The 18,898-nt window shown below is 60.9% G+C and carries 16 protein-coding genes and 1 tRNA gene; 3 read left to right on the top strand and 14 right to left on the bottom strand.

The features are described from left to right. Positions 1-6: 6 nt before the first annotated feature. The 7 genes from HPQ62_RS01480 to HPQ62_RS01450 form a co-directional block, all read right to left on the bottom strand. A complete protein-coding gene (locus tag HPQ62_RS01480) occupies positions 7-1,116 on the bottom strand; it encodes an ABC transporter ATP-binding protein (protein WP_174800735.1) in 1,110 nt (369 codons plus the stop codon). A 58-nt stretch (positions 1,117-1,174) separates the two neighbouring features. Then, positions 1,175-1,867 carry an SMC-Scp complex subunit ScpB gene (gene scpB, locus HPQ62_RS01475; protein WP_174800734.1) on the bottom strand — a complete coding sequence of 231 codons (693 nt, stop codon included), beginning with the start codon at positions 1,865-1,867 and terminating at the stop codon, positions 1,175-1,177. Next, positions 1,864-2,673 (bottom strand): segregation and condensation protein A, encoded by an 810-nt coding sequence (locus HPQ62_RS01470; protein WP_174800733.1) that lies wholly within the window; start codon positions 2,671-2,673, stop codon positions 1,864-1,866. Before HPQ62_RS01470 ends, scpB begins: the two co-directional genes overlap by 4 nt. Before the next feature lie 2 nt (positions 2,674-2,675). Beyond that, positions 2,676-3,695: a beta-N-acetylhexosaminidase gene (gene nagZ, locus HPQ62_RS01465; RefSeq protein ID WP_244629516.1), complete on the bottom strand. Its 1,020-nt coding sequence runs from the start codon at positions 3,693-3,695 to the stop codon at positions 2,676-2,678. 112 nt (positions 3,696-3,807) lie between these two features. Then, positions 3,808-6,000 carry an SPOR domain-containing protein gene (locus HPQ62_RS01460; RefSeq protein WP_174800732.1) on the bottom strand — a complete coding sequence of 731 codons (2,193 nt, stop codon included), beginning with the start codon at positions 5,998-6,000 and terminating at the stop codon, positions 3,808-3,810. A gap of 57 nt (positions 6,001-6,057) precedes the next feature. Beyond that, positions 6,058-7,818 carry an arginine--tRNA ligase gene (gene argS / locus HPQ62_RS01455; protein ID WP_174800731.1) on the bottom strand — a complete coding sequence of 587 codons (1,761 nt, stop codon included), beginning with the start codon at positions 7,816-7,818 and terminating at the stop codon, positions 6,058-6,060. A gap of 51 nt (positions 7,819-7,869) precedes the next feature. After that, the gene (locus HPQ62_RS01450; protein WP_174800730.1) at positions 7,870-9,087 is read right to left on the bottom strand and encodes a deoxyguanosinetriphosphate triphosphohydrolase; all 1,218 of its coding nucleotides are present in this window, start codon (positions 9,085-9,087) and stop codon (positions 7,870-7,872) included. Between the two features lie 165 nt (positions 9,088-9,252). On the opposite strand from HPQ62_RS01450, the gene erpA reads away from it, so the two are divergent. After that, complete coding sequence (erpA, locus tag HPQ62_RS01445) at positions 9,253-9,585, top strand: iron-sulfur cluster insertion protein ErpA (protein WP_425312581.1); 333 nt, start codon at positions 9,253-9,255, stop codon at positions 9,583-9,585. A 174-nt stretch (positions 9,586-9,759) separates the two neighbouring features. Here the strand turns inward: erpA and HPQ62_RS01440 are convergent, their stop codons facing one another. The 4 genes from HPQ62_RS01440 to HPQ62_RS01425 all read right to left on the bottom strand — a co-directional run bounded on the left by HPQ62_RS01440 (position 9,760) and on the right by HPQ62_RS01425 (position 14,985). Then, positions 9,760-10,380 (bottom strand): invasion associated locus B family protein, encoded by a 621-nt coding sequence (locus HPQ62_RS01440; protein WP_206678027.1) that lies wholly within the window; start codon positions 10,378-10,380, stop codon positions 9,760-9,762. Positions 10,381-10,416: 36 nt separating this feature from the next. Then, positions 10,417-11,175: a SapC family protein gene (locus HPQ62_RS01435; protein WP_174800727.1), complete on the bottom strand. Its 759-nt coding sequence runs from the start codon at positions 11,173-11,175 to the stop codon at positions 10,417-10,419. A gap of 550 nt (positions 11,176-11,725) precedes the next feature. After that, entirely contained in the window at positions 11,726-13,075 is a 1,350-nt protein-coding gene (locus HPQ62_RS01430; RefSeq protein WP_174800726.1) for a uracil-xanthine permease family protein, read from the bottom strand. Positions 13,076-13,485: 410 nt separating this feature from the next. After that, positions 13,486-14,985 carry a nucleobase:cation symporter-2 family protein gene (locus HPQ62_RS01425; protein WP_174800725.1) on the bottom strand — a complete coding sequence of 500 codons (1,500 nt, stop codon included), beginning with the start codon at positions 14,983-14,985 and terminating at the stop codon, positions 13,486-13,488. A 204-nt stretch (positions 14,986-15,189) separates the two neighbouring features. Here HPQ62_RS01425 and xth point away from each other — a divergent pair, with 204 nt between their 5' ends. Next, positions 15,190-15,981 carry an exodeoxyribonuclease III gene (gene xth / locus HPQ62_RS01420; RefSeq protein WP_174800724.1) on the top strand — a complete coding sequence of 264 codons (792 nt, stop codon included), beginning with the start codon at positions 15,190-15,192 and terminating at the stop codon, positions 15,979-15,981. A 52-nt stretch (positions 15,982-16,033) separates the two neighbouring features. Here the strand turns inward: xth and HPQ62_RS01415 are convergent, their stop codons facing one another. Beyond that, entirely contained in the window at positions 16,034-16,831 is a 798-nt protein-coding gene (locus tag HPQ62_RS01415; protein ID WP_174800723.1) for a tetratricopeptide repeat protein, read from the bottom strand. Positions 16,832-17,229: 398 nt separating this feature from the next. Between HPQ62_RS01415 and HPQ62_RS01410 the strand changes: the two genes are divergently transcribed. Further along, a tRNA-Leu gene (locus tag HPQ62_RS01410) sits at positions 17,230-17,314 on the top strand. A gap of 47 nt (positions 17,315-17,361) precedes the next feature. Here the strand turns inward: HPQ62_RS01410 and HPQ62_RS01405 are convergent. Further along, positions 17,362-17,556 (bottom strand): hypothetical protein, encoded by a 195-nt coding sequence (locus HPQ62_RS01405; protein WP_174800722.1) that lies wholly within the window; start codon positions 17,554-17,556, stop codon positions 17,362-17,364. Positions 17,557-17,569: 13 nt separating this feature from the next. Beyond that, positions 17,570-18,649 carry a porin gene (locus tag HPQ62_RS01400; protein WP_174800721.1) on the bottom strand — a complete coding sequence of 360 codons (1,080 nt, stop codon included), beginning with the start codon at positions 18,647-18,649 and terminating at the stop codon, positions 17,570-17,572. Positions 18,650-18,898: the final 249 nt, after the last annotated feature.

Here is an 18,898-nt window from a genome sequence, read left to right as displayed (position 1 = left end):
TGTTCCTTAGTTGTCTCTGGTGTAAGGGGTTTGCCGTTGATTTTCAAATACCAAAATCGTCTGATCCGCGACTTCGATGAAAACCCGCTCGGCGCCTTCGCTGATCTGGCCCGCGGAGGCACTGGCCTCAAGGATGTGTCGGCTGTCTTCGGTGCGCAGCCTGAACCGCTCCTCTGTGCCGAGAAAACGCCGCTCCATGACTTCCGCAGGTGTTGCCGAAAGCGTGGCCTCCTCAAAAAGGCGGATATCGCCGGGCCGCACCGCGACCGTCACGGGGCCCTCCGCCGTCGTCGACAAAACGGACCTCCGCCCGAACGGCGTATCCACATGTCCTTCATGAACGTCGGCATCGAAGCGATTGATTTCGGAGAAGAATGCGGCCGTAAAAAGATCCTTCGGCCGGGCAAAAAGCGCCCGCGGGCTACCCACCTGCACGAGGCATCCATCACGTAGCAGCGCGATCCGATCGGCGACCCCCATGGCCTCCTGCGGATCATGCGTGACGATGATGACCGTCGCGCCCGTCTCGCGCAGCACCGAAAGCGTTTCGGCGCGCACCTGATCCTTCAGCCGCGAGTCGAGACCGGAAAACGGCTCGTCCATCAACAGCACCGAGGGGCGCGGCGCAACCGCGCGGGCGAGCGCCACGCGCTGCTGCTCGCCGCCTGAAAGCATGTGGGGATACTTGTCGCGGTAACCGTCGAGGCCAACGCGGGCCAGCGCCTCGTCCACCGCCGCAAGGCGCGTCGACCGCGCCAGCCGCTGGAGCCCGAAGGCGACATTGTCGCCAACCGTCATATGCGGAAACAGTGCGAAATCCTGGAACATCAACCCGACGCCGCGCCGTTCCGGCGGCAGGAAGGCCGACGGGCCAGTAACTTCGACCCCGTCGATCAGCAGGCGGCCGTGCTGCGGCACCTCGAGCCCGGCGGCGATGCGCAGCAGCGTGCTCTTTCCCGAGCCGGACGGGCCAAGCAGGCACAGAACCTCGCCCGGCGAAGCGGCGAGGCTCACACCCCTGACAATATCGCCCTGACCGTAACTGTGACGGATATTTTCGAAACTGAGCCGCGCGGTCTCACCGCCTTGACCGATCGGGCGTCCGGCAAAATTCATCGCCGCTCCAGACTATTTTTTCACCGATCTACAACCAGTCGACGGTTTTTTCTAGAGATTATTCATCATGTTTTCCGCCCGGTGTCAAAAGACCCAGGTCCTCAAGGTCGGCCGCATCCAGCGGCTCCTCGTCATCGGTCAGATCCTCGTCATCGTTGAGCGGCAGCGGGATCTGGAAACCGGGCGGTATCCGGCCGGAAAGCAGCCCTGCCCCGCGCAACTCGTCAAGACCCGGAAGATCGCGGATTTCCTCAAGGCCGAAATGATCGAGGAAACTGCGCGTGGTGCCAATCGTCACCGGCCGTCCCGGCGTGCGGCGGCGACCGCGAAAACGCACCCAGCCCGCCTCCATCAGCACGTCAAGCGTGCCCTTGGATGTCTGCACGCCGCGGATTTCCTCGATCTCGGCGCGGGTTACGGGCTGGTGGTAGGCGATGATCGAGAGCACTTCGAGGGCCGCGCGCGTCAGTTTGCGCGCCTCGCGCTCGCCGCGATGGATGAAGAAGGAAAGGTCGGCTGCTGTGCGGAAGGCCCAGTGATCTTCGATGCGCACGAGATTGACCCCGCGATTGGCATATAGTGCGACGAGGCTCGCCATGACGTCGGCAACATCGATCCCCTCGGGCAGACGCTCGGCAATATAGGCTTCACTGACCGGCTCGGCGGAGGCGAAGACGAGTGCTTCGGCGATGCGCTCGGCTTCCAGAAGCGCCTGCGGGCCCGGGCCGGTCTCATCGCCATCTGCGCTCATTCAGCGGCCTCTCCGCGCCTGTCCTGAGGGCGTCCCTTTCCGCGCCGCATCATCAGCGGCGCAAACGCCTCGTCCTGCCTGAGGTCGAGGCTCCCTTCCCGCACCAGTTCGAGCGATGCCGCAAAGGTGCTCGCAATGGCGGTCCGCAGATCTTCCGGCTTGGCAAGATAGCGCAACAAGTACCGGTCAAGCGCCGTCCATTCGCCGATCTCGCCGATCAACCCCTGCAGCAGCTCGCGTGCATCCGTGAGCGACCAGACGTGACGCTTGGCGATGGTGACCTCGGTAATCGCCTGGCGCTGGCGCAGATTGGCATAGGCATCGAGGAGATCGTAAAGCGAAGCCATGTAGCTCGAACCGGGATCGGCGGGAATATGCTCCGGCGCGCCGCGGCGGAACACGTCGCGTTCCAGACGGTTGCGGTTGACGAGCTGGCTCGCTGCATCGCGCATGGCCTCCAGCCGCTTCAGCCGGAAGGCGAGCGTTGCCGCCATGTCCTCGCCCGAAGGCTCGTGGTCGCTGGGTCGCTTCGGGATCAGCAGCCGCGATTTCAGATAGGCAAGCCAGGCCGCCATCACGAGATAGTCGGCCGCAAGCTCCAGCCTCACGCGTCGCGCGCTTTCGATGAAGGCGAGATACTGCTCGGCGAGCGCCAGAACCGAAATCCGCGCAAGATCCACCTTCTGGGTGCGGGCCAGGTGGAGCAGCAGGTCGAGCGGCCCTTCAAAGCCGCCGACATCGATCAAAAGAGCCTCATCGCCGGATGCGCGGACTTCGACGGCATCTGGAAAGAAGCTCTCCTGCATGATCAGCTCCCGGCCTGAAGCAGGCTGTCGAGGCGCAGCGACAGCACATCGAGATCGGCATTGTCGGCAACCGGCCTTGCGGTCTCGATGCGCTCGGTGCGCAGCAGCGCCGCGCCGCCAAGCGTGGGCGCCGCCTCCGCCACCATCACCATTTCGGCCATCCTGCCATTGCAGTGGAGGATGATGTCGACATCGGCAGCCGCGACCGCACGCGCGCGATCGGCGATCGTGCCGGCAAGCGCGTTCATCGAGATATCATCGGAGATGATCAATCCGTCGAAGCCGATCATTCCGCGCATGATGTCGCTGACGACCCTGGGTGAGGTCGATGCCGGATTTTCGCTGTCGATGGCAGTAAACAGCACGTGGCAGGTCATTGCCATCAAGATGCCCTTGATCTCACGGAAGGGCCGGAAATCGCGCTCGGCCAGAACGGCGAGCGGTTCCTTGACCACCGGAAGAGCGACATGGGAATCGGCAAGCCCGCGACCATGGCCCGGCATATGCTTGACGACCGGCAGCACGCCGCCCGCTTTCAGCCCATCCGCCATCGCCTGGGCAAGCATGCAGACCTGTTCCGGCTCCGCACCAAAAGCCCGGTTGGCAATGAAACCGGTATCGGGCTCCGGAGGTATATCGAGCACCGGCGCACAATCGACGTCGATCCCGGCAGACGCAAGATCGGCGGCCATCAGGCGACCCGCTGCATAGGCTGCATCCCTGGCGTCCACCGGCGAACGCTCATAGAGCCTGCCGATCGAAGCGGCGGCCGGATAGTCGCGTACAAGCGGCGGGCGCAGGCGGCGCACGGTTCCGCCTTCCTGATCGATCAGCACCGGCGCATGACGCCCGACGCTTTCACGCAGCTCCGCCGTGAGCGCCCTCACCTGATCCAGACTTTCGACATTGCGGCCGAACAGGATGAAGCCCCAGGGACGCGCTGCGCGGAAGAAGGCTTTTTCTTCCGCGGTGAGACGCGTTCCGGAGCAACCCAGAATCATGGCTTTTGAGGCGTTGGTCATGAACGAATCATAGGAAAACGGGACCAAAGAACGAGTAAGGCCCGCCATTCATGCACAGATTTCTGTCCACGGCACCGGAAAAAGCGCCGGGATTGCTCCACTCAGGCCAAAATCAGCGCGGGACGAAGCAACTTCCACCCTGCGCCTTGAAGCTCTCGCAGAGCGAGAGTGCTTCCGACAGGCTCGAAGCCGGTACGCGGACCCGGTAATACGTGCCCTTGCCGGCAATTGCCGCCGGGACGATTTCCACCGATCTCCGGCCAAAGATCGCCGGATATTGGGCGCTCAGACGCCGGTAGGCCTGTTCTGCCTCCTGCTGCGAGGGCAGCGAGGCCACCTGCATCGCATAGGCTGATGTCGGCTGCGTGTTGACCGGAGCGGCGGCTGCCGGCGCAGAAGTCGCCGCCGGAGCCTGGGTCGCGGTCGCAGCCGGCGTTGCCGCGGCAACCCGGGCGGGCGCACTGCCTGCCGGCCGGCGCGTCGGCACCGGCACATTGGCAATGCCGAAATCTTCCACGGGGACGTCGGCGGTCGCGGGCTCTTCCGTTGTCGCCGGTTCTTCGGCAGTCCCGGTGGCAGCGACAGTATCATCTGCGGCGGCGAGCGCCTCCTCCAGAGATGTCGCTCCCGTTGAGCCCGTTGCCGCCTCACCCGTCGGCGGCGCAAGCGAGGTCGCGCCATCCGCTTGTCCTGCGGAAGCGAGGTCGCCTGCGGTCTGGCCGTTCTCCGACGCTGTATCTTGAGCCGTCTGGGAGGAGGACGGCGAAAGGCTCGCGGCACCGCGCTCGACCAGCGTGCCATCGGGCCTGACGATCATCGTCCTCACCTTGCGCGGCTCGAGACCGCCGGACACGGCCTGGTTTGCACCCGCATTGGCGCTTTCTGCCAGCGGATTGGGGGCCACTGTCTCGACATCCGTCGGCTGCTGGTCGGACGCGATCAGGCTGCCCTGACGCGGCGCCTCGGCAAGGGTGCCGGACACATCGTTGAAAACGGCATTGTCCTGATTGGGAACGACCTCTCCACCCGGATCCTCGGGTGCTTCCTTGAAGCTGGAATTGTCTGCGGTGATCACCACCGGTTCTCCACCGGCACCGCCTGCAAAATAACGCATGCCCGCGAAGACGGCCAACACACCGATCACGACAACGCCGCCCGCGATCAGGGCGATCCGCCCTGCCCGCATGTAGGTGGATGGCAGCATCGACCGACGCGGCTCACGCTCGTCGATTTCAAAATACTCTTCGTCGGCCGGGCTTTCATACGCGGAAGCGTTCTGCTGGAAGACAGTCTGGGCCGCGGCCGCCTGTGCAAAGGCCCGCTCATAGGCCTCGGTCTCGCCGGAGCGGCCATAGAGCGGCTCTTCAAGCGTCTCCGACTCGGCTTCAGGCTCCTGCAACGGGTCGACAAGCGCAGGCTTGGTCGCCAGCACATCGGCGAGCTCTTCATCAAGATCGAAGTCATAGGGGTCGGGCGACGGGCGCACCGGCACGACTTCGTCATCGCTCATCCGGGGCAGATCGAGTTCATCGACCGGCTGCGGAACCTCATCGGTCGAAATCAGAGCTGCCGGATCAAAATCGTCGTCATTGTCCGCGCCACTCTCCGGCACATCGTCAAGCGGACCGGGGCCTTCATCGGGGAGATCGATTTCCGAAAGCTCGAGCGCAATCTCGTCGAGGTCGAGGTCAAGTTCCTGCTCGTCCAGGGGTGCAGGCTGTTCTGCGACAGTCTCGAACCGATAGTCGGTTTCAGCGGTATAGTCCGGATCGGCGGTGTAAACCGGATCTGGCAGGTACACCTCTTCCGGTTCAACGGCGGGAGCGCGGGCATCGTCCGGCTCGCCGTCTGCCAGATACGGCTGATCGTAAGGCGTTTCGTAAGGCTCTGGCGCGCGCTGCGGCTCATGGGTCGAGAGGGTGTCACGCAACTCAGACAGGAAGAACGCGTCCGAGGGCTCCTCCTCGCCTACGGGTTCTGCCGGCAGTTCGTCCCAGATCGATGCGGGCTGCGGTTCGACGGCCTCGAAGTCCTCGAATTGATAGCTCTGTTCGCCGCCAAAGGGCGGCTCGCTTTCCGGGTGAGCGCCGTGGGTCTCGGCATGTGGCTCTGAAGGACGCTGAGGATCCGGAAACGAGTTGAACTCGCGCAACAACTCGTCCGTCAGATCGTCGGCGACTTCCGGCGTCTGGCCGAAAACGGGCTCTTCGTCGCGCGGGGCGATCAGCCGCGCCAGCTCGGCGAATGGATCGTCGAGCTCGAAAGCACCGTCATTGCCGTGATCCGGCTTTTTCTTATCTGCCATTTTCAAACCACCGAGGCTGCCATCGCCGTTGTGGCTGATGGGAGTATGCGGGCGGACCTATCGCATTTCCTGCGGCGCGTCGGTTCCCGTCAGAGCGAGCCCGGAACGCAACACGGCGGCGACGGAAGACACAAGTCCAAGCTTCGCGATCGTCGATTGTCGGTCACTCTCATTAATAAAGCGTAACGTCTGCTTTTCTTTTCCCTTGTTCCAGTGGGAGTGGAAAGAGGACGCCAGGTCATAGAGATAAAATGCCAGTCTATGCGGCTCGCGCATCGTCGCTGCTGCAACGACAACACGCGGATACTCCGCAAGCTTTGCGACCAGCTTCAGTTCTTCCGGCTCATATGTCGCGTGCCTGACCGCATCTTCAAGTGTTTCTTGCGAAATATCCAGCCCCGGAAATGCCTCTTCGGCCTGACGCAGCACCGACATGCAGCGCGCATGGGCATACTGCACGTAGAAAACCGGATTGTCCTTGGACTGTTCGGTCACCTTGGCGAAGTCGAAATCAAGCTGCTCGCTGCTCTTGCGGTAGAGCATCATGAAGCGGACGGAATCGCTGCCGACCTCGTCCACCACTTCGCGGAGCGTGACGAAGTTGCCGGAGCGCTTCGACATCTTCACTTCCTGGCCATCGCGCAGCAGCTTGACCAGCTGGCACAACAGCACGGTGAGCGTGGACTTGCCGCCGGACACAGCCTTTGCCACTGCCTCGAGCCGCTTCACATAGCCGCCATGGTCGGCGCCGAGGACGTAGACCATCTCGTCAAAGCCGCGCTCGTACTTGTCGCGGAAATAGGCAACGTCGGCCGCGAAATAGGTATAGTTGCCGTCCGACTTGATCAGCGGCCGATCGATATCGTCGCCGACATCCGTCGAGCGGAACAACGTCTGCTCGCGGTCTTCCCAGTCTTCCGGAAGCTGCCCCTTGGGCGGCGGCAGCGTGCCCTTGTAGACATGGCCCTTGAAGGTCAGGTCGTTGATCGCCGAACGGATCGCGCTCGCATCGTCGGCATGCAGCTGACGTTCGGAGAAGAACACATCGTGGCGCACGTTGAGGGCTGCGAGGTCCTCACGGATCATCTCCATCATCGCGGCGATCGCGCGTTCCTTGACGATCGGCATCCACTGCTCTTCCGCAACATTCAGCAGCGACGGGCCGAATTCGGCCTTCAGCGCTTCGCCGACCGGAACGAGATAGTCTCCGGGATAGAGCCCTTCCGGGATCGCGCCGATATCCTCGCCCAGTGCCTCGCGGTAACGCAGGAAGGTGGACCGTGCCAGCACATCGATCTGCGCGCCGGCATCGTTGATGTAATATTCCTTGGTGACGTCAAAGCCGGCATAGCCGAGAATATTGGCAAGCGCATCGCCGACCACGGCGCCGCGGCAATGGCCGACATGCATCGGCCCGGTCGGGTTGGCGGACACGAACTCGACATTGATCTTGCGGCCCTTGCCGACATCGCCACGACCGAAATCCTCGCCCTCGCGCACCAGCGCAAGGAGCACGTTCTGCCAGTAACGCGCAGAAAAGCGGATATTGATGAAACCCGGACCGGCGATCGAAAGCTCGTCGATATCCTCGTCGCCCGCAAAGGCCTGAACGATCTTCTCGGCCAGATCACGCGGCTTCATCGAAAGCGGCTTGGAAAGCACCAGCGCCGCATTGATGGCGATATCGCCATGGCTTGGATCGCGCGGCGGCTCCACGACGATGCGGGTAAAGTCCAGCGCATCGCCCTTGTCGGCAATTTCGGCAATCGTCAGCAGCCGGTCGTTCAGTCTCTGTTCGAATTCGGTAAAAAGATTCATGTCAAATTCCATTCGCCGCAGCGGGCTGAAAGGGCGCGGTTTGCCGGGCTCCTACCGCAATTCAGGGGTATGGTCAAACAACTGACGGTGCGTGTTGTAGGCGTAGGTGTCGGTCATCCCTGCCAGATAATCCGCGACGTGGCGGGCAAGCTGAGCCTCTTCAAGCCGCTCGATCCCCTCGCTCCATGAATGGATGCCCATCAGCTTCGGATCGGCGAGATAGGCGTCGAACAGATCCGTCACGATCTCCGCCGCGCCCTTGCGGATCCTCATGATGTCCGGGTGGCGATAGATGTGCTTGAACAGCAGTTTCTTGATCTGGCGGTCGATCTCGGCCATCTCCGGCGAGAAGGTCGCGAGCGTCCTGCCGGCGTGGCGCACCTCGTCTGCCGATTGCGGCTGGAGCGTGCGCAGGTTGCCCTGGGCAACCACGATCACGTCTTCCACCATGGCCGTGATCTGGCGGCGCATGATCTCGTTGGTGAAGCGCGCCTCCTCAAGCCCCGGATAGCGATCATTGACCTCGCGCATCAGGCCGGCCAGAAACGGCACCTCTTCGAGCATCTCGTAGTTCAGGTAGCCGGAGCGCAAGCCGTCGTCGATGTCGTGGGTATTGTAGGCGATGTCATCGGCGATTGCGGCAACCTGGGCCTCCATGCTGGCATGGGTGGAAAGCCAGAGATCATGGCGGGCGCTATAATCGAGGATCGGCTGCGGCACCGGTCCGCCAAGCCCCTCGCCGTCTGCCGCCTGGAGCGGGCCATTGTGCTTGACGAGACCCTCGAGCGCTTCCCAGGTCAGGTTGATGCCGTCGAATTCAGCATAGCGCCGCTCGAGCCTGGTGACGATCCTGAGCGACTGGGCGTTGTGATCAAAGCCGCCATAAGGCTCCATCTTCTCGTGGAGCGCATCCTCGCCGGTATGGCCGAAGGGGGTATGCCCGAAATCATGCACCAGCGCCACGCCTTCGGCGAGGTCCTCGTCCAGCCTCAGCGCGCGGGCGAGCGAACGGGCGACCTGGGCCACCTCGATGGTGTGGGTCAGGCGCGTGCGATAATGATCGCCATCATTGGCGATAAAGACCTGGGTCTTGTGTTTGAGCCGGCGAAACGCCGTCGTGTGAATGATGCGGTCGCGGTCGCGCTGGAAGGGAGAGCGCGTCAGGCTGTCGGGTTCCTTGTAGAGGCGTCCGCGGCTTTCCCATGGGATGCAGGCGTAAGGTGCGTGCGCCACATCGCCGAACCCCAATGCCGATTTGTCGATTGTCATGCTTGTTCCTGTCGCGGGCATGGATACAGTCACCCGGTTTCAGATAGACCGTTGACGGCTGTCATCGCCGTTCTTAACTAAGTTCCATGATCAATGAAAGGCGCGCCAGGCTTCGCGCCGCAAAACAGCTGTTTTGACCCGCTGAGCGGGTTCAGGAGACGGATGATGGATACCAAGACTGTGACGCTTTCGGAAGCGGCCGCCAAACGGATCGCCGCAATCATCGCCAAGGAAGAGGGCAAGCAGGCCCTCAGGGTGACGGTGGAAGGTGGCGGATGCTCCGGCTTCTCCTACAAGTTCGATCTCGCGGAAGGCCCAGAGGCCGACGATATCGTCGTCACCCGTGGAGACGCACAGGTGCTGATCGATGAAATCTCGCTGGTCTACATGGCCGGCTCCGAGATCGACTTCGTCGACAACCTTCTCGGCCAGTCGTTCCAGATCCAGAACCCGAATGCCGTGGCAAGCTGCGGCTGCGGGACCAGTTTTTCGATCTGAGGTTCTCACGTTCGAGGAGAACCCGCGCCCGTCTGAAAGAGACGGCAGCCGGGAGCATCCCTCGCAAGCAGCAAGACGATCGCCCGCGCAGCGCGCCGAGCTTTGCGATCGGCACGATCACCGCCCAACCGCTTCCGATCCGGAAGCGGTTGGGTTTTTACTTTGCGAACCCGCTCAGTTGACCGGCGCTGCTGCCGAGATCGCAGACTTGAAGCCTTTCAACGACAGCGGCACGCTCAGTTCCTGGCCATTGGTCATGTCGAAGGCGACGCTCGCTGCTTCCGACCCCTTCAGCAGATCCATCTGGGCCGGCGTTAGTTCCTTCTCGGCAATGCAGAACTGGTTGCAGGTCATGTATGTCAGCAGGATCTGCTCACTGCCTTCAGCAGGCGCGGCGCTGACGGCCCCGCCCTTGGCCGGCTGAGCGTCCGCCGTTGCGCCAAGCCGCATGGTGACGCCGGAGCGCAGCGCGACGTTGATGGGCGTCTGGATCACCAGCCTGTCCGTGTCACTCTCCGGCAGCTTGCCGACGGCCACTGTCAGCAGCCGCTGCATCTCGCCGCCTTCCTGCTGTGCGTTCAGCACCTGGCGGACTTCGCAGACCCGCTGCGGCGCGCCTGGCTGGGCCTCGCCCTCCTTCTGCACCTGAACGAGCATGCAGTTCTGGGTCCAGTCCCCGTAGGCAACGGTGGTCGAACTCGGCATCACGTCGTCATCAGCAGCAAGAGCCGCACCAGACCATACGAAAGACGCAATCCAAAGTTGTGCTGCGCCAGTCTTGAGAAGAAGTTTCATTGCAAATATCCCTTCGAAAAAAGCGGTTTCAACCCGTCAGGCTGCCTTCGGACTTCTGAGCTTTTCCTGCAGGTCGAGCAGGATTTGCCAGTTCTGGGCGGATGCGAGATGGAGCACGACGGCATCCGTGAACGCCTTCTTGTGCCATTCCTCGACCGTTTTTGCCGGAAGATCGCGGAACCGCTCGGCATTGACCGTCAACAGCCCGTCAAGCCGGTGGCGGCTCTTGTCGGGGAAGACCATGTCGACCTGCTTGTCCTCGAGGAGATTGTGTTCCCGAAGCGCCTTGATGAAATCTTCTCCCTGAAGGCTCTGCTGGTGGAATGCGTTGCAGAACTCCATCATCGGCCGTGTGCCCTCGCCTGCCGTGCCATCCTCGGCAAACAGCGGCTGCCCTTCCTTCAGCTTCTCCGCCGGCTGGATGCGGTCGCTGTCCTCGTCGAAACCCAGCACGGTCTGTGACTTGTCTTCCGACTGGATGAGAATGAAGGGATAGCGGCGCACATAGGCCGGAATGTAGGTATTGGCGCGCCATTCGCCGGCATCATCCACAAACAGGTTCTGGTTTTGCTTCAGCCCCGTGACGGCAACCGCCGAAACCTTGCCGCCGCCCTTCACGAACACGATCGGATAATGCCGGACGGCCGGCAGGAATTCGCTGGGCGCGAGCGGGATCGCGTTGGCGCCAGCTGCGAAAGAAAAATCTGGCTTCCTTTCAAGCGCGAGGTTCTTATGATCCTCGAACCGCAACACTTGCGGCGTCTTGTAAAAAAGCGGCTTTTGATCCGTGGACATTTTTCCGTTCCCCTAAACAGAGCTTCTTCACCTGCGCTCTCTACCTATGAGAGCATTACAAGACCATAACGCGTATTTACCGATTTTCAATCTTACATGTTTTGAAAGCCACACGCCCTGGAGAAAAGGGCCTGCGCTTGCCGCCCATATGCATTTCCTGAAATTTAGCGCGTGCGAAATTTGCTGCCTGCGATCTCTCGTCTTGCAACCTGAAGGTCGAGCCCGAAGCCTAAGGCAGCAGAAGGAAATGGCGTGTTTTCCGCACGCTTTTCAGAAATTCAGGCTGATCGCAAATTGTCCAAACTAATTTTAATCATCTGATTGACTAACGCTCAGTTTCGGACTAGCTTGTGTTCATGGCGCTTCAGTGAGCGCAACAAGTTTCATCGTGGATGGGTAAGGTCGGCCGTCTACCGGCTTTTGCTCTCCGTGGCTGCCATGTTCACGATGACCTCCAGGAACACCCCGGCAGATCCCTGCGCCGGGGTGTTCTTTTTTGTGCGCCCCTCAAAAGCCGAGGGCCGCGATTGCGGCCCCCCTTCTCGTCGTCTCAAGCCTCTATCGTCTTGCCGGCCCGCTCCGGGATGAGCAGAGACAGCAGGATGGCCGATATACCCGACAGTGTGATCGGCGTTGCAAATACCTTCTGGATGATATCGGGCATGTGCTGCATCGACTGCGGGACCAGCGTGACCCCAAGGCCGAGGCCGAAGGACACGGCCATGATGTATACCTTGCGGTGATCGATCGGCTCGGATGCCAGGATCCTGATCCCGGCAACCGCGATGGAGCCGAACAGAACAACCGTGGCGCCGCCAAGAACCGGCTTCGGCACCAGCAGGAACGCCCCGCCGATAATGGGGAAGAAGCCGAGGACCACGAGGATGCCCGCGATGTAGAGCCCGACATGGCGGCTGGCAACGCCCGTCATCTGGATCACGCCGTTATTCTGGCTGAACGTGGTGTTGGGGAAGGTGCAGAACAGCGCCGCGATGCCGGAATTGATGCCATCTGCCAGCACGCCGCCCTTGATCCGCTTCATATAGAGTTCGCCCTGCACCGGTTCGCCGGAGATCACCGAGTTCGCGGTCAGGTCACCCGTCGTTTCGATCGCGGTGATCAGGTAGACGAAAGCGATCGGAATGAACAGGCCGAGGTCGAAATCAAGACCGAACTTCAGCGGCACGGGGATCGCGAAGAGCGGCTGCGTGCCGAGCTTCGAAAAATCCACCATGCCGAAGAAGATCGACACCACGAAGCCGACCAGAAGGCCGAGCATGATCGCTGCAATGCGGACCATCGGCTGCTTCGAAAACGAGAAGAAGATGATGACTGCAACGACCAGGAGGCCGAGAACGATATTGATCGGCGCGCCCAGCGCATCGCCGGCGCCCGCGCCGCCTGCAAAATCGGTAAAGCCCGACTTCACGAGGCTGAGCCCGATGACGGTGATCACGATACCGGTCACGGTCGGCGTCACCACACGGCCCATGCGCGTGATGAACTGGCTGAGGACGATTTCCACCAGGCAGCCAACCAGGCAAAGTCCGAAGATCATCGCCAGAATGTCTTCCGGAGAGCCGCCCCTGCCCTTGACCGCAAAGCCTGCGGCGAGAATGACCCCGAGAAACGCAAAGCTGGTGCCCTGGACGCTGAGCAGGCCGGAACCGACCGGGCCGATGCGCCGGCACTGGATGAAGGTTGCGACGCCGGAAACGAACATAGACATGGCGAGCAGATAAGGCATGTGAACGCCCAGTCCGAGCGCCCCGCCGATGATCAGCGTGGGTGTGACGATCCCGATGATACTGGCCAGAATATGCTGAATTGCGGCCAGAAACGATGCACCCGGCGCGGGCTTATCGTGAAGCTTGTAAATGATATGAGTTTGATCCGACATGAAATGATCCCCCGCGGCCAAGGCCGCTTTTGTCGTACGTGCTTACAAGCATGGCCAAGCAACATCCGTGCCACAAAAGCGTCATACTCAAAAACGCTGCGGGAACACCTCAAAAGTGGGGTGAAATCGCGTTGGCCGGGCGCCATCGCGATGGTTCAACGGCGGCCAATCACGCAAGCGGCCGTTCGCAGTTCAGGATCGATTCCATGCAAGGAATGCGCGAGTTGCATAAAACGAAGGCAGTAAACCATGGGTGGCCTCCCGACTGGATCGGTCGGCAGGCCAGGTCCATGGGGCTGATTTTCAGCGGACATGGCGGGCCCTCCTGTCGTTTGAGGGACCCGCCTCTCCTCCTGCAGCGCAATCCCTCCGCGCAAGGGAGAGACTGCGGCCACGTCAGGTCACCAGGTTCAATGCCCCCCTTCCGCCGCCAGAGCCGCGCTGCGGATCTCATCTTCGCTGGCCTCTTCGGCGCCATTGAAGAACAGGTTGAGCATCACGGCGGCGATCGACGCCAGCAGAATGCCCGAGTCGATCAGCGGGTGGATGACATGCGGCATCCACTGCTTGAAGCTCGGCGCAATCAGCGGGATCATGCCGAAGCCGAGCGCAATCGCGACCACGAACAGGTTGTTGCGGTTGGTCTTGAAATCGACGCCGGACAGGATCCGGATGCCGGTTGCAGCCACCATGCCGAACATCACCAGGCCACCGCCGCCAAGGACGACGGTCGGCAGCGACTCAACCAGCGCCGCCATCTTCGGCAGGAGCCCCAGAATGACGAGGATGATGCCGCCGGCAACGCAGACGAAGCGCGAGCGCACCCCGGTGACACCGACGAGGCCGACATTCTGCGAGAAGCTGGTATAGGGGAAGGTGTTGAAAATGCCGCCGATGAGCGTTCCGAGACCATCCGTGCGCAGGCCGGCCGCAAGCATGCCCCGCGTGACCGGCTTGCCGGTCATTTCCCCCAGCGCCAGGAACATGCCGGTCGATTCGATCATGACCACGATCATGATCACCGACATGGTGATGATCAGAACCGGATCGAAAATCGGCATGCCGAAATGGAACGGCATCACCGGCGCGAACCAGGCGGCGCTGGCCACCTTCGAGAACGACATCATCCCCATCAGCGCGGCCACCACGCCGCCGACGATGATGCCGATCAGCACCGAAATATTGGCAAGGAAGCCCTTGGCGTAACGGGCGATAAAGATGATCGTGAGCAGCACGACCGCCGCCACCGCGATGCCGCTGAGCGGCGCATAGGCCGGGTTCGGCAGGTTTGCGCTCAGCGCCAGATTGGCCGGAACCGGCGGAATGGCGCCGCCGCTTTCGGCGAGGCCGCGCACATCGTTCAGCCAGGTTGTGTTTGCAGGGTCCACGAGGCTTGGCGCCGTCGGGCCGACGGGATTGCCGAAGATCCAGTTGATGCCGATCCGCATCAGCGTCACGCCGATTACCAGGATGATCGTGCCGGTAACGACCGGCGGAAAGAAACGCAGAAGACGGCTGATGACCGGCGCCACCAGGATCGCGAAAATGCCCGCGCCGATGATCGAACCGAAGATCATCCGCGCCCCCTCCGGGCCGCCATTCATGTTCGCCATCGAGATCATCGGGCCTGCCGAGGCGAAGGTAACGCCCATCATGACAGGAAGCTTGACGCCGAACCACTGCGTCAGGCCGAAGGATTGAAGCAGCGTGGCAATGCCGCAGGCGAAAAGGTCAGCCGAAATCAGAAAGGCGACATCTTCCGGTGCGAGTTTCAGTGCCCTGCCGATGATCAGCGGGACGGCAATTGCCCCGGCATACATCACCAGCACATGCTGGAAGCCGAGGGCAGCAAGCCGCGGTAGCGGCAGCACCTCATCGACGGGTGAGACTTTGACGGTTTCTACAGACATGTTGATTGTCCTTGCATGGGGGCTTTCTTACCCCGCGTTGATCCGGCATGATTGCGCTGGAAAAATCAGCGCTTCCCCTCAGCCGACAACCTCAATTTGATACGAATTGTAATTTTGTCAAAGGCAACCATAAGGCGATCCGCAAATTTTTACAGCAATGCTGACCATTGCTTCAAAAACAGGCACAGGCCCGGAATTTAATCAATGAAAATAGCCACTTGGAACATCAACGGCATAAAAGCGAGGCAGGAAAATCTTGTCGCATGGCTCGCCGCAGAGCAGCCCGACATCGCCTGCCTGCAGGAGATCAAGTCGGTCGACGAGAGCTTTCCCACAGCGCCGCTCGAAGACTGCGGCTATCACGTGGAGGTGCACGGCCAGAAGGGTTTCAACGGCGTGGCGCTGCTTTCGAAAAAGAAGCCGGAAGAGGTGCGCCGCGGACTGCCGGGCGACGATGATGATGCGCAGGCACGCTACATCGAAGGCGTCTACAGCGTAGCGGGCGGTGTCATCCGCGTGGCGTCGATCTACCTGCCGAACGGAAATCCGGTCGACAGCGAAAAATATCCCTACAAGCTGAACTGGATGGACCGGCTCACCCGCCACGTGGCGGAGCTTCTGCCGTTCGAGGAACCGCTGCTGCTTGCCGGAGACTATAACGTGATCCCCCGCCCCGGCGACTGCCATGACCCGGCAGCATGGGCGGGTGATGCCCTCTTCCTGCCTTCCACCCGCCAGGCGTATACGAAGCTTGCCGGCCTTGGCCTCACCGATGCCGTGACGGCAAGTGACGACCGGGGCGGCCAGTACACTTTCTGGGACTATCAGGCGGGTGCATGGCCAAAGAACAATGGAATCCGCATCGACCATCTCCTGCTTTCCGCCGAAGCGGCAGACAGGTTGCAGACGACCGCTATCGACAAGAAGGTGCGCGCCTGGGAAAAACCATCGGACCACGTCCCGGTCATCGCCAGCTTCGATTTCGAATGGGCATGAAAACAGCCGGCCTCGCTCTGCTGCGGGCGAGGCCGCAGAAAAGCGCCATTGCTCAGGGATTGGCAGACACGCTCATATTGTGGGCCAACGCAATCGCCCCGCGCCGGTCGGTCTCATCCACCACGGAGAAACACTTCTCCTGCAGATCGCGGATCCAGGCGCATTCGCCAGGACCGCAGCGATCGACGGCCATGGTGAGATAAGCAAGCCCCAGAACCGGCTGACCTTCATTGAAGATCAGGTCGCCGAACACCGCCATGGCCCCGACATTGCCGTTCTTGCGGGCAAGGTTCAGCCATTTCTTGGCAAGCCGGACATTCTTGGCGCCGCCCTCACCGTTGAGAATCATTTCTGCGAGATGGAACTGCGCATCAGGGTCGCCGAAAACGGAGGCAGCCTGAAAATAGAGCTGGCGCGCCTGCACGAGATCCTTCTCGACCGGCGTATCGGGAATGCCGCTCTGATAATAGCTGGCAAGCGCCAGAAGGGCATTGATGTAAAAGCCTGTATCCGGAGAGCCGGGCTCGACATCCTGGTTGACGATTTCCGCATAGGCCTTGAAGGCCTCGTAGTCGTTTTCAGGGACGCCGTCGCCGAAGGCATACATATTGGCGAGCGCCCACCTGGAACCGGTGTGGCCCTTCTCCGCCGCATAGCGATAGGCCTCGACAGCCTTCTGCTTGTCACCGTTCTTGTAGGCCTTGAAGCCGAAACGGAAGAGATCGAATCGTCCGGAGTCCTTCGGAACATCATTCGAAATATCAAAGGCAGACGCGCTTGAAGCGGCCGAGGCGAGCACGCCTGCGAGCACCAGCATCATCCCTGTCTGTTTCAATATCGCTTTGATCATCGAACAAATGCACCACGTTTGCGCGCCAGGATCCGCACCAGAAGCGGTAGAAGCCAAAGTCCAGCGCGAGGCTTGAAGGCTCTGTCGCCTATTCACATGCCGCTTGTTTGTGGCGGGAAGTAGACGCCTGACCTCAGATCGGTTGTACGAGAGAACCGAACCAAAAGCTGTGACGGAAGCGCCACAGTAACGGGATTCATTAGGAAGCGTTAACGCATCGCGATCTTCGTCGATTCACCGGCAATTCTATTGCGCATCATCCGGCGCCATACTAAAAACGCCAAACCCGTTTCAGCGGGGACGCATGTTTCTGGGCAAACTGCCTCAAACAGCAGCACCGCAATGTCGCGCGGCGCTGCAAAGACGGCAACGAACGCTCCAGACAAAACCAGATCGATGCGGGCGTGGCGAAACTGGTAGACGCAAGGGACTTAAAATCCCTCGACCTTGGTCTTGCGGGTTCGATCCCCGCCGCCCGCACCAGTCCCGGTTCCAAGGCGCCATCGACGTTAGACGCCATCAATACCCTTTCACCAGAATTGACCGCGAAACGCGATTGCCAGAAACGCACCCACCGCGTCGCGCCCGTAAGCCCGCACTTCGGCGAAGAGGCGAGAGGCAGCGCGGCACTGCCGACGCACACCAAGATCGCTTTCGAAAACAAGCGAAACATGAAAAACCGAACGAAACAAAAAAAGCCCGGTCAAAAGACCGGGCTTCTTCAATAAGGCGCTCTTCTTAGAAGTCGCGCTGCAGACGGAACCAACCGGCCCAGTAGTCATCAGCATAGTACTGGTTCGGGGTGTCGGTGTACTGCACGTTCAGCTTGGCGTTCAGGCCTTCGACGATCGTGTAATCGAACAGGATGCCAGCAGACCAGAAGTCTTCATTGTCGGCACCCGGAACGTTAGCAGACGTCCACTGGTAAGCAGGCGTGATCGAGAAGTTGTCAGCCACGTTCAGCTTGTAGCCGGCAGCAAGCGCCCACTCGGCGTATACGCCCGGCAGAGCCGTCGGGGTAGCAAGCGAGTAGTCCTGGAAGTCGTTGTTGCCGTAGGTAACAGCGTATGCGCTCCAGCCGGTGGCATAGATAGCGCCGAGGTCAAGCGAGCCCGGACCAACAGCGAAGGAAGCCATGCCGCGGAAGGCCGCTTCTTCGTTGTAGGTGTCGTAGCCGGCATCGATCTTCGCGCCAACGCCGCCAGCCTGGAAGCCCAAGCGACCGGAAACACCGAGATGCGGAACGTTGTTGCCGCTGTTCATCAGGCCGACCATTTCAGGCTCGAGGAAGTCGAGCGAGATGCCGCCTACGAAGCCGTCGCCGGTGTAGACATAACGGACCGAGTTGAACTTGGTCTGGCCATTCAGGTCGTCGATTTCGCCGAGAAGACCCTGATCCCAGTAGCTGTTGAAGTAACCAGCCTGGAAGCCGCCGAGTGCGAGGAAGGTTTCATCGAGCTCAACAGACGTCGAACCGTTGTCCGAGTAGTAGTTGGCGTTGAGCGAGATGAAACCTGTCAGAACACCGAGCTCGGTGTCGGTCTTCGACGAAAGGTCGATATGACCGCGGGAGTATACGTCCCAAGCGTCCGGCGAGTTGGCGCCGGTCTGAGCGTCGATCTGGAAACGGACATAACCGCCGATATCGAGGCAGGTTTCAGTGCCCGGGATGTAGAAATAGCCGGCACCGAAGGTGTCGCAGATTTCTACGTAGTTAGCTGCTACGGGCTCGATGACCACGACCGGGTCGGCCGCCTGTGCGCCAGAAGCTGCTGCAACTGCTGCAGCGGAGCCGAGGAGAAGGCTCTTCACGTTCATAATGACCTCCAATAGATCTAACGGCGGAAATGAGTTTTCGCAATTGCGATCCCTGCCTCATTTCCTGGTTTCAAGAAGATCGGGCCGTCTCGCCCTCGCTTCTGACTATGAACATACAAGACAGCGATCCTTGCGCAATCAACAATCGCCTGCATCGGCCCCAGAACGGCTTCCTTACCTGCTTGATGTTGCGGATAGGCAACAAGTTGGCATATCGAGCGGCCAAATCTTTACAAAAGGTAAAGAAAA

This window comes from Martelella limonii (genome assembly GCF_013344475.1).
Lineage (GTDB): Bacteria > Pseudomonadota > Alphaproteobacteria > Rhizobiales > Rhizobiaceae > Martelella > Martelella limonii.
Note: the sequence above shows the minus strand (reverse complement) of the source record. Positions and strands in the feature narration are given on the sequence as shown.

Coding starts and splice junctions, on each gene's coding strand:
- HPQ62_RS01480 (WP_174800735.1), bottom strand. CDS start 1,116: ATGAATTTTGCCGGACGCCCGATCGGTCAAGGCGGTGAGACCGCGCGG.
- scpB (WP_174800734.1), bottom strand. CDS start 1,867: ATGAGCGCAGATGGCGATGAGACCGGCCCGGGCCCGCAGGCGCTTCTG.
- HPQ62_RS01470 (WP_174800733.1), bottom strand. CDS start 2,673: ATGCAGGAGAGCTTCTTTCCAGATGCCGTCGAAGTCCGCGCATCCGGC.
- nagZ (WP_244629516.1), bottom strand. CDS start 3,695: ATGACCAACGCCTCAAAAGCCATGATTCTGGGTTGCTCCGGAACGCGT.
- HPQ62_RS01460 (WP_174800732.1), bottom strand. CDS start 6,000: ATGGCAGATAAGAAAAAGCCGGATCACGGCAATGACGGTGCTTTCGAG.
- argS (WP_174800731.1), bottom strand. CDS start 7,818: ATGAATCTTTTTACCGAATTCGAACAGAGACTGAACGACCGGCTGCTG.
- HPQ62_RS01450 (WP_174800730.1), bottom strand. CDS start 9,087: ATGACAATCGACAAATCGGCATTGGGGTTCGGCGATGTGGCGCACGCA.
- erpA (WP_425312581.1), top strand. CDS start 9,253: ATGGATACCAAGACTGTGACGCTTTCGGAAGCGGCCGCCAAACGGATC.
- HPQ62_RS01440 (WP_206678027.1), bottom strand. CDS start 10,380: ATGAAACTTCTTCTCAAGACTGGCGCAGCACAACTTTGGATTGCGTCT.
- HPQ62_RS01435 (WP_174800727.1), bottom strand. CDS start 11,175: ATGTCCACGGATCAAAAGCCGCTTTTTTACAAGACGCCGCAAGTGTTG.
- HPQ62_RS01430 (WP_174800726.1), bottom strand. CDS start 13,075: ATGTCGGATCAAACTCATATCATTTACAAGCTTCACGATAAGCCCGCG.
- HPQ62_RS01425 (WP_174800725.1), bottom strand. CDS start 14,985: ATGTCTGTAGAAACCGTCAAAGTCTCACCCGTCGATGAGGTGCTGCCG.
- xth (WP_174800724.1), top strand. CDS start 15,190: ATGAAAATAGCCACTTGGAACATCAACGGCATAAAAGCGAGGCAGGAA.
- HPQ62_RS01415 (WP_174800723.1), bottom strand. CDS start 16,831: ATGATCAAAGCGATATTGAAACAGACAGGGATGATGCTGGTGCTCGCA.
- HPQ62_RS01400 (WP_174800721.1), bottom strand. CDS start 18,649: ATGAACGTGAAGAGCCTTCTCCTCGGCTCCGCTGCAGCAGTTGCAGCA.